The organism is Rhizobium yanglingense (assembly GCF_977109285.1).
On the sequence record NZ_CDSAWY010000001.1, the window covers coordinates 41,883 to 56,845 of the forward strand.

Consider the following 14,963-nt stretch of genomic DNA (forward strand, 5'->3'; position numbering starts at 1 on the left):
ACGGGTGAACGCCGACGAGAACCTGATTTCCCGCACAATCCTGCCCGTTTCTATCATGTGCAAAGGATGCCTCAGATGGGCCTGACAAACACAAAGCTGCTTTTGCTCTCTCCGCCGCTCGGCATCGCAATCGTGGCCGCGGAGCCTCGAAACTCGGCTGCGAGCGGCCGCATCATGTCGACCAGGGGATCCACAAATTCCGAGAGCTCTTGCGGCCCCACCCTCGTCTGAGCGGAGACGGCCAACCGAGCGGCCCTCTGCGCCAAATAGGCTTGGGCTTGAGGACTTAGAGTCGTCGGCACGGAATCACCTGCTCTGGCCTTTTAAGCGCTGTCGGATCACTCACCATATGTCCTTCCTCGATGGTTTTCTGATTTAGCTGAAAGACAGGTGCCCATCTCGCTCTTGAAATGCCGGCCCACTATTCATCACGAAATTAGCTGATGGCTTCTCGCCCATCGCGTGATCGCATCTGGGGGTGTAGGCGCGGGTCCGAAGAAGTGCTCTTGCTTCGAAATGTTCGAAACATAGACGCCCTTCTTAAAGAACAGGAACATCTGGATCAGATCGTAGCCAAGCTCGGAAAACAGCTTTACCGGGCGTGCGAACAAGCGGAAAACCAGCCAGGGGACCACCCGCACCTTGAGACGTTTCTTTATGACCTCGGAGATGAGATCGGCGATCTCTTGCTGGCTCTTGGGGCCATCGCGCCAGCCGACATCGATCGTCTGGTTGTTGATCTCACTGCCAGGAAACGTAGCTGCTTTGGCGAGATATGTGGCCAGATCATCTGTCAGAACGTAGGACCATCTCGTGGTCTTATCGCCCATCGCCAAGAACCGGCCAGCTTTCACACCCTTTGCAATAAAGTCCGTACTCTGGTCGAGAAATGTGGGCGCGCGGACAAATACATATGGCACCCCGGAGGCCTTGATCAGATCTTCGGCCACTTTCTTGGCATGGAAATGCGGCACTGCTGACGCAGCCTCGCAGCTAACAATGCTGAGAAAGACAAATCGGCCAACGTTGGCTCTTGCTGCCGCCTCTATAAGATTCTTGTTGCCCTGGAAATCCGTGTCGAGGCTTCCCTTCATGTAACTGTTAGCCGAGCTGACCACGACATCCACGCCCCGCAAAGCACGATCCAACGACCCTGGATCCATCATGTCGCCGCGCACCCATTCGACATCGGCGCTTTCATTTGAGGGCGCGCCCTTACGCGACATCGCAACGACGGCCACATTCGCCTCATGCACAAGGTTGCGGAGGATCTTGGCTCCGAGGAACCCTGTTGCGCCGACGACCAGGACCTTCTTTTTTGTTGTCGCGCTTGAGCCTTCGGTTTCGGCGAGTGCCTTCTTATCCGAGGCAGCCGACGGATGTGGTGATTGAGTTCAATCTAATCTCCTGTCATGATCTGGTTTCGGTCCGGGCGCTCAGGACGGGGTAATCGATGTAGCCCTGTGCGGTGCCGCCGAAGAAAGTGTTGTGGTCTGCCTCGTTCATCGCTGCATTAGCCTCCAGCCGCACGGCGAAGTCCGGATTGGCAAGGACCATCTGCCCATAGGCTTCGAGATCGGCCAGTCCCGAAGCCACGTCGGCGCCGATTTGGTCGCGCGGACGACCGGGCCGATTGAGGATCAGCGGTTGGTGCCAGAGCTTGCGGATGTCGGCGAGCAGCGGCTCGTCGCCTTGGTGCATGATGTGCACATAGGCGAGCCCGAGCTTATCGAATTCGGCGACCAGATGACGATAGAGATCCGGCCCGTCGGCGCCTTCGTCGATCCCCCACATCGTCGTGCCGGGGGACAGTCGGATTGCGGTTCTGTCCGCACCGATCTCCTCGGCGATCGCCGTGGCGATCTCGATGGCGAAGCGGGCGCGGTTCTCGATGGAGCCGCCATATTCGTCCGTGCGCGTGTTGGCACTCGGCGCGAAGAACTGCTGGACGAGGTAGGCGTTTGCGCCGTGAATCTCGATGCCGTCGGCGCCGGCCTCGACCGCTGAGCGGGCCGCGTGGCGGAAATCGGCGACGGTCTGGCGCACCTCTTCGGTCGTCAGCGCGCGCGGCGTGGGAATGTCCTGCATCCCAGTCGCCGTGAACATGGCCGTCCCCGGCCCGATCGCGGACGGTGCGACGCCTTGGCGATGATGCGGCGTGTTGTCGGGATGCGACATACGCCCAGCGTGCATCAGCTGGATGAAGATGTGGCCGCCTTTCTCGTGCACGGCGGAGGTGATCTTCCGCCAGCCGGCAACATGGGCGGGCGTGTAGATGCCCGGAGTGGTGAGGTAGCCCTGCCCGTCATCCGAGGGCTGGGTGCCCTCGGTGACGATCAGGCCGAGCTCGGCGCGCTGGGCATAATATTCGGCAGCCAGCTCTCCCGGCGTACCGTCGAAGGCGGCGCGGCTGCGGGTCATCGGCGCCATGACCAGCCGGTTGGGAAGCGTGTAGCGGCCGACGCGGACAGAGGTGAAGATGGGGTTCATTGGGATCTCCATTGGCTGGAGCCCTTATCCACTATTCCAATCTAAGGATAAATCCGGCAGAACTGAAATCAATATTCCATCCATGGAGCAATAAGGTGAGTCATTTGAACGACATGGCGCTGTTCGTGGAGGTCGCTAGAGCCAGGAGCTTTCGGAAGGCCGCAGAGGCTCTCGGCATGCCAAACTCTACTCTGTCGCGACGCATCAGCGAACTGGAGAAGGCAATCGGCTTGAGGCTCCTGCATCGCACGACGCGCAAGATCGAGCTCACCGAGGCCGGCCAGCTCTATTATGAACGAAGCAAGCGAATCGTTGACGAGGCACGGCTCGCGCACGAACAGCTCGGCGCGATGCTTGAGCAGCCCAGCGGCGTCCTGCGGGTTTCGCTCCCGGTCGACCTCGCTACTTTTTACCTCACGCCGATCATCGGCGATTTCGCGCGGCACTATCCCGGTATCACGTTCGAATTCGACCTGACCCCACGCCGTGTCGATCTGGTCGCCGAGCCGTTCGACCTGGCGATCCGCATAGGCAAACTGGAAGATTCCAGCCTGATCACCCGCCTGATCGGGCGGCATTCCCGCCACCTCTATGCGTCTCCTGGCTATATCGAAGCGTCAGGCGAGCCCGCCACACCGGCGGAACTGGCGAAGCATGAATGCATCGGCATGCTGCGGAGCCCGACCTGGACTTTGCACCGGGAGATGAACAAGGTCGATGTCGCCGTTAGCGGCCGCTTCACACTCAACAGCGTCGGGATGATCCGCGCCCTGGCGGTCAACCACCAGGGCATCGCCCTGCTTCCCGAGAAGATCGTTGCTGAGGACTTGGCCTTCGGCCGGCTCCGACGCATCCTGCCCGAATGGCAGGGGTCGACGGTCAGCATTTACGCCGTCACCGAAACTCGCCTTATTCCAGCCAAGACCCAGCGCTTCATCGAGTTCCTGTCCTCCAGGCTGATGGAAGCTTGAACTGGAGTTTCTTATGGAAGCACGCGGGTTCGGCAGCTTTCGGAAAGATGCGGCTTGATGGTCTACGACCGGCAACGCCGCTGTACGGCAAGCTCGGAACGTCGGAGGCAGACTCGAAGGCCATGGCCAGCCAAATCCAGAGCCAGATCCCCGCCGGCCGCTTCGGCGACGCAGCCGAGGTTGCGAAGACGATCATCTTCCTCGCTTCGGACGAAGCTTCCTACATCGTAGGCAGCGAACTGATCATCGATGGCGGGATGAGCAACCTCTGAGGGGTACCCATCTCGCCAGCGTGCTCGGGGAGTTGCCCGGCCTCACTGAAAAAAGGCCTTCTCGTCTGCGGGCGTAAGTTCGCGTTCCTCTTCGACCGCCGACAACCGGGCGTTCACGGCGTCGAGGACTGTGGGCAGCGGGTCCAGCCGACGAGTGAGCCTTCTCCACGAGGATTTTGACGGCGTAGTCGACAGTTTGGTCGAGCTCGACCCTTCGTTCCGGACTATCTGGCTGGGCACTCTGTGGATTGATCATGGCGAGGTTGCCTTTCAGCGGGTCGCGGCGGACGGGTTAGATGCTCGCCTGGCGTTTCGTTGCCCGCACCGAGAAATCGGAAAAACCGGTGCGTTCATTCGTGTCCGATTGACACACCGCGACCTCGCGCAATTAACCTCCGTTCCAAGCGAAGGTTCCAGCAGAGACTATGATAGCGATCCCGGCCTCGTTTCGCGGAGATGCCGGCTAGAAGATCAACGTCGCATCCCCTCCGCGCCCTTGAAACCAACACAATCATCGACTATCTGCAGGTCATCGGCGTTGCTGGTGAGCGCTCCACGCGAGCGTTCGCGACTGCCGAAGTCGCTTATCTGCTTTTGACCACGGATGTACTGGCACTGGTGTGAAGAGCGATGTCGAGAAGGTCGGTGCGGTTTCGCCCCGGCCTTTTTTATTGCCTGGTGCTCAGCACTGAGCGCCGGGCCAGTCGTTCGACGCTTCTCCTCGGCGGGACATCGATTCCCGGAGACCAGCCACTTAAGGTTTTAGATCGAGCAGAGCGCGACCGCTTCCATCCATGGCAAATGGCACGGATGCATGTTGGTGGGACACCATCCAGCGGCCATCGCGCTTCACCAGGCCAAGGGTTTGACGAAACCAAAGATCGACCTCGGTGCCGTCAGTTTTAGTTCCCGTCATGCGCGTCAGACCACTCCAGAAAGCAACGTCTCCGCCGACCGTTAGCTTGGCATCGCAAACATCGCCGCCGATCGGACCTTCCCAGGTATTGAACCACGCCTGCAGGCCTGCTTCGTCCTTGCCGTGATAGACGAGCGGCGGTGCCAGCGAAAACTCGACAGAATCCTCGGTTTCGTAGGAAAGTGCACCCTTGGCATCTTTTTCGCCGAGCGCGGAAGCGCGCATCGTTAGCATGGCGATAATCGCCTCTTCTTCGATATTGACTTTGGTTTCGTTGCTCATTGGCCGTTCTCCTGTGCTGTTCAAGCAGAGGACGAACGGGGGAACGACAATCCGACACCGACACACGAAGCTAGTGGAAATTTCGCGCCTTCACCTTCAAAGTGTCGATATGGAAATCCGGGATTTATCCCGAGCCAGATACTATGCCGAGTAAGTTCCTCAAAGCCCGCGATTTCCGGTAAACCCGGATAGCAAGCTCGGCACGATGCCCAGATGTGGGGCGCAAAGTAGGTACTCGGCTCCGGGAAGTGATCTTAAAAATCAATAGCCGCAACAACGGCATAGTGGTGCCAGTTTTCATCTCTTCGGGTGCGCCAGGTGCCTTCCCGGTGAATCCCGAGCGTGCCGGATCAGGAGCCGCCCATAGCAGCGGTGGGTCTCGCTGCGTTGATCGGCTATGTCTGAGGGATGACCCGCTACCCAATCCTCTTTACCTAGTTGAACGATTGGCTATTCAGGCCCTTGCGGCCGATCGGCAGGACCAGAGGGCGGCTGTAGAGCAGTGCCCGTCCCGGTTTTGGGTCGCCTGATACGGAGCCTCCGAGGGCTTACCAGAGACGGCGGCGCATCGGAGAGCATCTCACGCGCGGCGGTGGTCAAGGTGGAAGCAATGAAATCAGCCTCCGGAAGCTTGTGCAGTTGCGTGTCATCATCATTTTCAGACCAGAGCACTGCGCCTACGCGCGTGGTGGGATACATGCGCTTGAAGCGGCGTACAAGTATGCCGGCATGCCTGACAGAGTCAAAGTTCAGGAAGCAGACGACGATGGCATTTGCTCCATTCGGAACGAGATCGCGGCTGCGGCGGCTGGCGATGTCGGAGTGCCTTGCTGCCACCACTTCCGCTCCTTGCACTTGGAGAACCTGGGCCAGCATCACCGCTGATGCATCATCAAGAGGCCCCCTGCCACCAATGCAGAAGACCGTTTTCCCGGTCCCGTCCGGCAGTTCCTCGTCGCCTTCTCCCTCGTCCTTCGTGGCCGTCAAGGGTGTCTCGTCGGCGGTTTTGTCCTCCTGCTCTTCTTCCTCCTCCTCCTCCCGAGCGATCTCTTCCAGATTCGAGACCAGCGTGATGGCGGTACCGAACACTTGTTCCATTTGCTCCGCTGTCAGGACGCCTCTACGGCGGTCCTGCTCGGCGAGCAGAAGGGCTGGAATAGCAACCTTGCCATAGTATTCCTCCAGATAATCTTCCTCGAGGATCTCCTCAGCGAGATCGGTGGCCTCGTCGGGATCCCCAGCTAAAAGTCTTTGATAAAGGCGTTCCTTGGGATCAAGCACCGGTTCGCTGCCAAACAGGACTTCCAAGAATTCAAACTGCGGGACATAACGCCCTAGAACTGCCAGGCACACGGTCAGCGGCGTCGACAGGATAAGGCCGACCGGTCCCCATAACCAAGCCCAGAAAATAGCCGCAACGATGATGGCAAGGGGAGAGAGGCCTGTTCGGGAACCATACAGCCATGGTTCGACGATGTTGTTGCTCGTCAGCTCCAGCGCGAGAAAGAGCGCGGCGACCCAAAGAACAAGGCTCCAGCCCGGATCGACTGCGAACGCCAGGAAGAGCGGCAGTACGGCCGCTATTACCGGCCCGATATATGGGACGAACCGCAGAACGATGGCGAGCATCCCCCAGAGCACCGCATTGGGAATTCCCACCGCCCAAAGCCCCAGCGCCAAGGGGATGCCGTAAGCGCAGTTCACGACCAACTGCATGAGGAGATACTGCGCAACGCGGCTTCCCGCCTCCTGCAGGGCTTCGGTGGTGCGATGGAGGTCTCCGTAGCCGACGAGCCGGATAAAGCGGTCGCGAAGCTCCTCCCGCTCCAGGAGCATGAATATGACGACGACGATGATTAGTCCCAATGACGCGATCGGACCGACCAAGGGGCCGATCAAACTTGTCAGCGTTGCAATGGGGCGGCTTGGCGCGAATATCTCTACGAGCAGAGGCTCCCTAGATGATGGCCCGCCCACGGGAGCAGTCGGTTTCTGCTCCACACTGTTGAGTTCCCGTCCGACACTTTCGACGACTGAAGTCAGACGCTGAACGATACCCTTATCGCTTCCGCTCTCCTGGAGCGCCCGGATCTTTCCCACAATGTTGGTCTGATAGGCAGGGAGGTTTTGCGCGACTTCAGCAACCTGTCCGGCCACCACAAGACCGAACAGGAGGAGAACAAGGAAGGCGAGCATGACGGTAGTTATTACCGCCAGAATGCGAGGAAGCCCCAGCTTACGAAGACGTGAGGAAATTGGTGCCAGTGCGAACGTCAGCAGAACAGCGATTGCCAGAGGAAGGAGGACTTCCTTTGCAAAGTAGAGAATGGCAATGACTGCGAGCACACTCGCAAAGGCAGGCATGCGTGAGGGTGATGAGGGCGGAATTGAGTATATACGACGAGAACCCCCGAGGTCGTTTTTCAATTCCGCCTCCTTGCTGTGGTCGTGACGTGAAGGCGTCGATATGCCAATTGGTCCCAGACTCAGGGAGGTAGGGCGCAGATATGACTTAGCAAATGATTGCGCTGCTGCACTGGGCCGAGCGGCAAGGTGCCACTCTCCAAGATGATGGTGATCTTGCGGGACTCGGGGCCCACGATGAATGCGCATCCTGCCTGGGCAGCGCTCCAGGCCGCCCCTCGTATAAGGATCGAGCTTGGGTATTCAGCAACGGCAAGCCTAGTTTGGTCGAAGCGATCCCATGCTCAAGCTCAGAACATCAAGCCTTGCGGGTTCGAACTACCCGCCTGGCTATTTTCGCAGGATCTTCTCCATCGCTTTCCCCTTGGCGAGTTCGTCGATCAATTTGTCCAAGTAGCGGATTTCACGCATCGTGGGTTCTTGTATGTCTTCCACGCGAACGCCGCAGATCACACCGGTAATTAGCGATCGCGAGGGATTCATTTGAGGCGCTTGCGCAAAGAAAGTCCTCAAATTTTGTGTCATTCGCCAACTGATTATCTAACGTCTCTTGGGTATGTCCCGTCAGCCAACAGATGATCTCATCGACGTCAGCTTTCGTGCGCCCCTTCTTCTCCGCTTTGGCGACATAGTGCGGATAGACGCTCGCGATACTGACTGAATAGATTCGATGCTTCGTCATGCATCCCCCCGGCGGAAGCGTTGTGAGCTTTTGTCACCGCTAACCTTAGACAACGGACACTCAACCGCAATCCTTTGCAGCGCGGGAGGCTTAAAGAGCAAGTCCGGCATGTCCGACGAGCGGCGCGAACGTCCGCTCTAGGGCCGATAGCGGAAGACTGTGCACTTCAGGATGGGTTCGTCGCCTGCGCGACGCCATGCGCAAATCAAGCGTGGCAGCAATCGCGCGGGCGGTGGGGTTCCGCAAGATGACGGCCCTGCTCCGCGCTCATAAAAATGGCCTCATCGCCATCGCGTTGAACTTCGACTACGAAGTCATGTCGTCCGCGAAGGCTTTGAAGAGATACCAAAGCTGAAGATGGAGGGCGAAATGCTCGATCTCGCAAAACACATCATCTGCACCAAGAAGAAAATATTCAATCCGGCGGAGGTCAACCACAGCTACAAAATCGCTGTCGCCGTGAGCCCAATAATGCCTGCGTTTCCTCTCCCTCCCAAAGAAATTCTTGTTGGCCGCATGCATTTCACATTTATATGCAATCACGTGCCTCCGCTAAATTAGGCCATTCGGCAACGTGTTTCAGGGTATGCGCCACTCTTGAGAATTCCGGTTATCGTCAGTCATTTCGCGCCCTCGGTCTGGTACCTGGCGAACGCGGCCGGCAGCCTGATCTCTCTGACCGGCACTGTCGGCCTGGGCGTCTCGACTAGCTCGGATGGAAACTTCATCAGCGTCCGGCGTGGTATCGCCTGCACCGGAAAATCTTGCGTCCTGGCCGTACACAAGAAAACTCTGCGGCGCCTTTTCCACAATTTTCAGGGAATTGGCATGATTGATTGCGGCGACTTTTCAGTTATGTCGGCTGAGTTTTGCAGGATTGACCGATGAAATACCGCGCAGAAATTGATGGCCTCAGAGCCATCGCCGTCCTATCGGTGATCCTTTTTCATTCAGGAGTTTCCTTTCTGCCGGGCGGCTTCGTCGGCGTCGATGTCTTCTTCGTTATCTCGGGATATCTGATCACGGCGATCATCATCGGCCAGATGAAGGAACAGACGTTCTCCGCGGCCGATTTCTACCTTCGCCGAGCAAAGCGCATTTTGCCTGCTCTTTTCGCGATGATGTTCGTAACAGCCTTGGTCGGTGCCGCACTTCTCACGCCTCCAGCCTTCGAGCGGCTGATGCGGAGCATCGGCGAGGCCAGCCTGTCGATCTCCAATTTCAGTTTCGCCAGGGCGGCCGGGTATTTTGACGAGGGCACCGCCTGGCGGCCGATGCTGCACACTTGGTCTCTCGGTGTCGAGGAACAGTTCTATCTTTTCCTGCCGCTCTATTTGTTCATTGCCCGCTCCCGAACCAGCTGGTCATGGCAGCGGATCGTCTCCCTTCCGATGGTCATCTCGTTCGCAATTGCCGTCGTCATGGTCCGGCATTGGCCGACGGCCGCCTATTATCTTCCGTTCGGCCGCTTCTGGGAGCTGCTGGTCGGAAGCCTGCTGGCGACAGGAACCTTTGGCGCCATTCGGGACGACCGTAGGCGTCAAGCAGCGTCGGCCGCCGGGCTCGCTCTCATCGCAATTCCTGTTCTCTTCTATGGAGAAAACACGACGTTCCCGGGCGAGACGGCACTTCTTCCCTGTCTCGGAGCTTTCCTGATCCTGCATTCGGCGCGGTCCGGACGAAGTTTTGTCTCAACGGCCCTGGCTTTTACCCCGCTCGCGTTCATCGGAAAACTGTCCTATTCGCTCTATCTATGGCATTGGCCTGTTCTCTACTTTGCCAGAATCATAAAAGGACAAGCGCTCACGTCCGGTGAAGGGCTCGCCCTCTTGCCTCTCACCTTTGCTGTCAGTTACGCCGCCTGGCGGTTCATCGAGAACCCTGCTCGGCGATCCGACGTCAGCTTCCGTACTGCCGCAAAGTTGGTCTCAGCGACCGTTGCAACCTGCATCGGCCTGTGGGTCGTCACCGAACAATTGGGCGGCATGCCCGGGCGGTTTTCCGGCGTCGAACGACGCATGGCGTCGGGTGCGCGCGACACCAATCCCGACCGTCGTGCATGTGACACCCCTTCGCTCGAACGCCTGAGGGCTGGCACGCCCTGCGTTCTCGGCGCCGACAAGGTGCCCGGCGTGGCGCTGATGGGCGACAGCATCGCAGATGCGCTCGCTCCGGGTGTCGTCGCGGCCGCCGAGCAGGCCGGGCAGAGTGTCATGATCCTGACGAAAGAAGGCTGCAGACCGATCATCTGGTCGAGAAGCAATTCCAGCAGCTGCCAGCGGTTTCTGGTGGAAGCCGAACAACTGCTGAAGCGAACGGAAACCATTCATACCGTCGTCATCATCGCGCGCTGGGCAAACATCGCCAGCGGCTATCGCTATGGCGCTCCCATCCTGGTACCGCCGTCGATGACGCATCCCGACGACGAAGCGAAGCTTTCCAGGCTTGCCGCGGCTCTTTCAGATCAGTTCGCTCACCTCGACCAGAAGCGGATCGTCGTTGTCGGCTTCGTTCCGGAGCAGCCGTTATACGTACCGCAGACCGTCTTGGTCCGGCATCGGCTGGGCCAGCCGCTGCCTTCGGGTGTGTCGAGGGATGTGTTCGAGGAGCGGCAGAAAATCGTCAGGCGGCTGTTTTCGAGGCCCAACTTCGCGAAGGTGACGCTGATCGATGCCACGCCATTCTTTTGCAATGATGAAACCTGCCCCGTCCAAAACCAGGGAATTCCGGCTTTCGTCGACGACAATCATCCAAGCACGTCCAAGGCGCTGTCCGTCAGCGCAATGTTCGCGCCGGCATTCGTCACCCGCGAGCGGCTCCAATCGAGGGCGAAGGCTCCTCCAGTTTCTCAGAAGCCCTCTTAGGTAAGCCTGGGCCTTCTTACCGAAGACCTCTAGCATTCCGTCGATTTTCTCACCCGAGATAGAACACAACCTCGTCTCAAGGTCTTGTTTTTGTCTCTGGGCCGTATCGTACTCATCGGCCATGCGCATCTTCCGCATGCTCCGTAAATCATCACTCCACAGTCAAAGCACGGAAGAAATCCGACACGCGCCGCCCGGGCTTTTCACCGGAGGAATACGAACAGCTTCTCAACAAGAGCCTGGAACGGATCAGCGAACCCCAACGGTCGAGTGAAACTCATCAAAGCCAAGACGGACAGAGTCTGGGCGCAACGCGGCCCCACTAACCGCGTGGGATGCCCGCACCAGGAGCGACACCGATTCCACGTAAAAGCGCGCAGGTTACGGGCTGCGCTCTATAGATTTCTCATTGCTGAAGCGATCAACCGTGGAAAGCCGTTCACCTCCGACGGGCGTCTCTCGAGACCCGAGATGTTGCTGCGATTGGAGGGAGAACCGAGCAGGAGGTTTGCCCATCGCTTCTAGGTGCAGCAATCGCGAAAATTGGGCACCTCCTCGAGCAGAATATCGCCCAATCGGCGACAAATGGCGGGGAAGGTTTTTGAAGACGGCTCGTCATCGCCGGCCTTGAAATAGGATATGAAAGCAAACCTATAAAGTGGCGACGGCGTGAGGCAAAATTGCTTGAAACCGAAGCCTAGGATTGGACCCCATCAAACGATCGCCCATCCGCGGCCGGTCGATTTTATCTGCTGGGTTCGGCCGCAGAGGAACCCCACCCGCGTGCCCGCTTCAGGCGAACAAACTGCCTCGACACTCGCATTTGAACAAAACCCCGCTCCCGCTGGTTATTCTACAAAATCGCGAGAGAACCACGATGGATTTCCTAGAGGCGGTCAACGCTGCCGGATCCTGGCTGCAGACTTTCCTTCTCAATGAGTGGACGCTTTATCAGTGCGCCCTGATTGTCGCCGGTTACCTGCTTTCCGGCTTGCTGGCAAAACGGATCGAGCCGGCATTGGAATCGCGCGCCCGCACCATCAAGGGAAATCCGGATCTACTTCGCGTCATCATCGCATTCATGCGGCGAACACGCTGGCTCTTTCTGATTGTGCTGCTGGCGATTGCGGATGTGGTGCTGTTGCGATTTGCGTGGCCATCGCACCGGTGGCTGGTAGCAACAGCCCTCACTCTCGTGGTGGCGTGGTTCGTCATCTCGGTACTCACGCGCATCATCCGAAACGCAGATGCTGGCGCGTGTCGTTGCCGCCGCCGGCTGGCTCTACTTTGCACTTTACGCGCTTGGGCTGGATCGCGCGCTTCTGGCGGCACTCGATGGTATAGCCGTCAATCTCGGCGCCGTTCGCCTTTCAATGCTGCTCGTCTTAAAGGCCATCGTCCTTTCCGTTGCGCTGATATGGCTTGCGGTTCTGATCGGCAACATGTCGTCGAACTGGATCCAGAAGTCCGCGGATCTCACGCCCTCCTTGAAGGTTCTCATCAGCAAACTGATCAAAATTGGGCTCATTGTCTTTGCGGGCACGATTGCCTTGTCTGCGACAGGCATTGACCTGACGGCGCTCACGGTTTTTTCAGGTGCTGTCGGCGTCGGCATTGGTTTCGGCCTGCAGAAGGTCGTCTCCAACTTCATATCCGGAATCATCATCCTGCTCGATAAATCCATCAAACCGGGCGACACGATCACGCTGGGGGAGACCTTCGGCTCCATCCGCGACCTGCGCTCCCGCTTCGTCTCCGTCATCACCAGAGATGGCAAGGAGTACCTCATTCCAAACGAAGACTTCATTTCCCAGCAAGTCGTCAACTGGTCGTTTTCCAGCGATTATGTCCGCATCGAGGTGGATTTCGGAACCTCTTATGACAGCGATCCGCACGAGGTCGCCCGCATCGCGATCGAGGCGGCCAAGACCATTCCGCGGGTTGCCGGCACCTACGCCCAGCCGGTCTGCTGGATGACGGCCTTCGGGGCATCATCGGTCGATTTCAAGCTGAGATTCTGGATCTCCGACCCGAGCAACGGCCTTACCAACGTACGCGGTGAAGTACTCATGGGCATTATGGGATGCATTCAAGGCAGCCGGCATTTCGATCCCGTTCCCGCATCGCGAAATCATCATGAAGACACCTGTCGAGCTTGCCCGCGCACTCTCCTCGGCAACGGCCAGATGATGATTGCGCTTCCGGCAGCCGCAAATCCGGGAACTGAATTGCCTCAAAGACGTTCGGCAATATCCGTTCACGAGGTCATCGCCATGCGCCGCGCCGTTTATTTGCTCTCCCTCGCACTCGCCGGCTCCCAGCCGCTTGCGGCAGTCGCTCAGGAAGCCAATTTCCTCCAGTCGCTTGCCGGAAACTGGCAAGGCGCAGGCCAGGTGCTGATGCGGATCGGCAGCGATCCGGTCAACGTGCGGTGCAGCTTCGCAACGACGGCGGGCCGAGCCAACTTCTCCATGAACGGCAGCTGCCGGGGCTTTGTCGTCGTGCGCCGCGCCGTTTCGGCAAATCTGAGGGTCAGCGGCGGGCGCTATACCGGGACCTATGTCGGACCGATGGGCCTGCCGTCTGCGCTTTCTGGAAGCCGCCGCGGAAACGCCATCAATCTTTCCGTACGCTGGGCCCGCCCCGTGAACGGCGACCGGAACGCTACCATGACCATCGAGAAGGTCGGGGCGGATGGCTTGCGCCTGCGCACGGTCGATCGCGACCATGCAACCGGAGGGTCGGTCGTCACCAGCAACATCGATCTTATGCGTCAGTGAACTTGCGCTAGTCTGTCCAGCCGGCTTCGTCAGTTGCTCGTCCTGCGTCGCGGCCGCTTCCGAGGCCGATCCGTTCCTGGCGAGCTGCCCGATGGCTACCAGAACCAGCACGGCAAGGACGCCTGCCGCCGATGTCAACCCCAGCGACCAGACGACGCCGATGCTCCCGATCAGGTAGGCCAGCGCAAAGGGTGCGACCGCCGACACGATCAGCCGCGCCGCCATCACCCGGCCCTGCATCTTTCCATAGCCGTCGCTTCCGAAAAGCAACAGCGGAAGCGTTCCCGTGACGATGCTGAAAAGGCCGTTTCCCAGGCCGAAGACGACTGCGAATGCGATGGCGCCGGCAACGGAAGGCGCGGTCGGGATGAGCAGGAATACCGCTGCCGACATAAGCGTGGCCGCGATGATGGCAAGCTTGAGCGGCGGCAGGTTCACGCCGAAGAGCATGTTCGTCAACCTGCTGAGCACCTGCGAGGGGCCGAAGAACGTCCCGACCAGCGCCGCTGTCGCGCCGAGCCCGAGGCCGGAAAGCAGCGGCACCATGTGAACGAGGATGTGCCGAGCTCACCAGCGACTGGAGGGAGAAGGAAAGCGCCATCAGAACGAAACCCATCCTGCGCGCCGATGCGGCAAGCGCTCCTTCCACGCGTCTCGCCGGCGAAGCCTTGCCGCTTCGCTCCCGGTTTCGGCGCATCTGCCGCGAGAGCACGGCATGGATAGGCAGGCAGATGATGAGGTTGAGGCCCGCGAATACCAGATAGACCTGCTGCCACGACATCTCAGCGTGCAGCATTGTCGTGATCGGCCAGAAGATCGTCGAGGCAAACCCGCCGATGAGCGTCAGGTAGGTGATGCTCCGTTGTGCCGCCTGCGGCCGGATCTGCACGAGCAGCGCGAAGGCCGCGCCATATTGAACTCAGGTTCGACGCCGCCTCGATGCCGATCAGCGCCGCCACAAAGGAAATCCTGCCGGGCGCCAGCGCGCAGGCGACAAGTGCCGCCGCCGCGATCGCCGATCCCGCCGTCACGATCCGTCCGGCGCCGAAGCGGTCGATCCATTTGCCGAGCGCAGGTGCCATAAGGCCGCCGATCAGGAGAGCCGCGGACAATGCGCCGAAGACAGCTTCGGACGACCATCCGAGATCCCGCGACATATCGGGGGCGAGGATGCTGAAGCTGTAATAGAGCGTGCCGTAGCCGATGATCTGCGTGATGCCAAGGGCGATAATGGCAGCAATCGGCGCAGGTTCGGTCATATGGATTTCAGGCTCACGCGCTG

At 59.2% G+C, this 14,963-nt stretch carries 7 protein-coding genes and 6 pseudogenes; 7 read left to right on the forward strand and 6 right to left on the reverse strand.

Translation table 11 applies throughout. From position 1 onward, the window contains the following. Window positions 1-428 precede the first annotated feature (428 nt). A pseudogene (locus ACW4PC_RS00210) lies at window positions 429-1,310 on the reverse strand (SDR family oxidoreductase); the annotation flags it as partial. Between the two features lie 100 nt (window positions 1,311-1,410). After that, window positions 1,411-2,502, reverse strand: a complete 1,092-nt coding sequence (locus ACW4PC_RS00215) for an alkene reductase (protein WP_455872473.1) — start codon at window positions 2,500-2,502, stop codon at window positions 1,411-1,413. Between the two features lie 83 nt (window positions 2,503-2,585). On the opposite strand from ACW4PC_RS00215, the gene ACW4PC_RS00220 reads away from it, so the two are divergent. The 3 genes and pseudogenes from ACW4PC_RS00220 (at window position 2,586) to ACW4PC_RS00230 (ending at window position 4,357) form a co-directional block, all read left to right on the forward strand. Then, window positions 2,586-3,461, forward strand: a complete 876-nt coding sequence (locus ACW4PC_RS00220; protein ID WP_455872474.1) for a LysR substrate-binding domain-containing protein — start codon at window positions 2,586-2,588, stop codon at window positions 3,459-3,461. A 71-nt stretch (window positions 3,462-3,532) separates the two neighbouring features. Further along, a pseudogene (locus tag ACW4PC_RS00225) lies at window positions 3,533-3,733 on the forward strand (SDR family oxidoreductase); the annotation flags it as partial. A gap of 456 nt (window positions 3,734-4,189) precedes the next feature. Beyond that, entirely contained in the window at window positions 4,190-4,357 is a 168-nt protein-coding gene (locus ACW4PC_RS00230) for a hypothetical protein (RefSeq protein WP_455872475.1), read from the forward strand. Window positions 4,358-4,487: 130 nt separating this feature from the next. Here ACW4PC_RS00230 and ACW4PC_RS00235 read toward each other — a convergent pair whose 3' ends face one another. The 3 genes and pseudogenes from ACW4PC_RS00235 to ACW4PC_RS00245 all read right to left on the reverse strand — a co-directional run bounded on the left by ACW4PC_RS00235 (window position 4,488) and on the right by ACW4PC_RS00245 (window position 8,037). Next, window positions 4,488-4,931 (reverse strand): YybH family protein, encoded by a 444-nt coding sequence (locus ACW4PC_RS00235; protein WP_074066482.1) that lies wholly within the window; start codon window positions 4,929-4,931, stop codon window positions 4,488-4,490. A gap of 450 nt (window positions 4,932-5,381) precedes the next feature. Next, on the reverse strand, window positions 5,382-7,295 hold the full coding sequence (locus tag ACW4PC_RS00240) for an AI-2E family transporter (RefSeq protein WP_455872578.1): 1,914 nt from the start codon (window positions 7,293-7,295) through the stop codon (window positions 5,382-5,384). Between the two features lie 390 nt (window positions 7,296-7,685). After that, window positions 7,686-8,037, reverse strand: a pseudogene (locus ACW4PC_RS00245) (DUF2200 domain-containing protein). A gap of 184 nt (window positions 8,038-8,221) precedes the next feature. Between ACW4PC_RS00245 and ACW4PC_RS00250 the strand changes: the two are divergent. The 4 genes and pseudogenes from ACW4PC_RS00250 to ACW4PC_RS00265 form a co-directional block, all read left to right on the forward strand. Further along, window positions 8,222-8,496, forward strand: a pseudogene (locus tag ACW4PC_RS00250) (Ku protein); the annotation flags it as partial. Window positions 8,497-8,921: 425 nt separating this feature from the next. After that, entirely contained in the window at window positions 8,922-10,901 is a 1,980-nt protein-coding gene (locus ACW4PC_RS00255) for an acyltransferase family protein (protein ID WP_455872476.1), read from the forward strand. A gap of 877 nt (window positions 10,902-11,778) precedes the next feature. Continuing rightward, window positions 11,779-13,091, forward strand: a pseudogene (locus ACW4PC_RS00260) (mechanosensitive ion channel family protein). Between the two features lie 83 nt (window positions 13,092-13,174). After that, a complete protein-coding gene (locus tag ACW4PC_RS00265; protein WP_455872579.1) occupies window positions 13,175-13,681 on the forward strand; it encodes a hypothetical protein in 507 nt (168 codons plus the stop codon). Between the two features lie 75 nt (window positions 13,682-13,756). On the opposite strand, the pseudogene arsK reads toward ACW4PC_RS00265, so the two are convergent. Continuing rightward, a pseudogene (gene arsK, locus ACW4PC_RS00270) lies at window positions 13,757-14,940 on the reverse strand (arsenite efflux MFS transporter ArsK); the annotation flags it as partial. Window positions 14,941-14,963 lie beyond the last annotated feature (23 nt).

Coding starts and splice junctions, on each gene's coding strand:
- ACW4PC_RS00215 (WP_455872473.1), bottom strand. CDS start 2,502: ATGGAGATCCCAATGAACCCCATCTTCACCTCTGTCCGCGTCGGCCGC.
- ACW4PC_RS00230 (WP_455872475.1), top strand. CDS start 4,190: ATGCCGGCTAGAAGATCAACGTCGCATCCCCTCCGCGCCCTTGAAACC.
- ACW4PC_RS00235 (WP_074066482.1), bottom strand. CDS start 4,931: ATGAGCAACGAAACCAAAGTCAATATCGAAGAAGAGGCGATTATCGCC.
- ACW4PC_RS00240 (WP_455872578.1), bottom strand. CDS start 7,295: ATGCCTGCCTTTGCGAGTGTGCTCGCAGTCATTGCCATTCTCTACTTT.
- ACW4PC_RS00255 (WP_455872476.1), top strand. CDS start 8,922: ATGAAATACCGCGCAGAAATTGATGGCCTCAGAGCCATCGCCGTCCTA.
- ACW4PC_RS00265 (WP_455872579.1), top strand. CDS start 13,175: ATGCGCCGCGCCGTTTATTTGCTCTCCCTCGCACTCGCCGGCTCCCAG.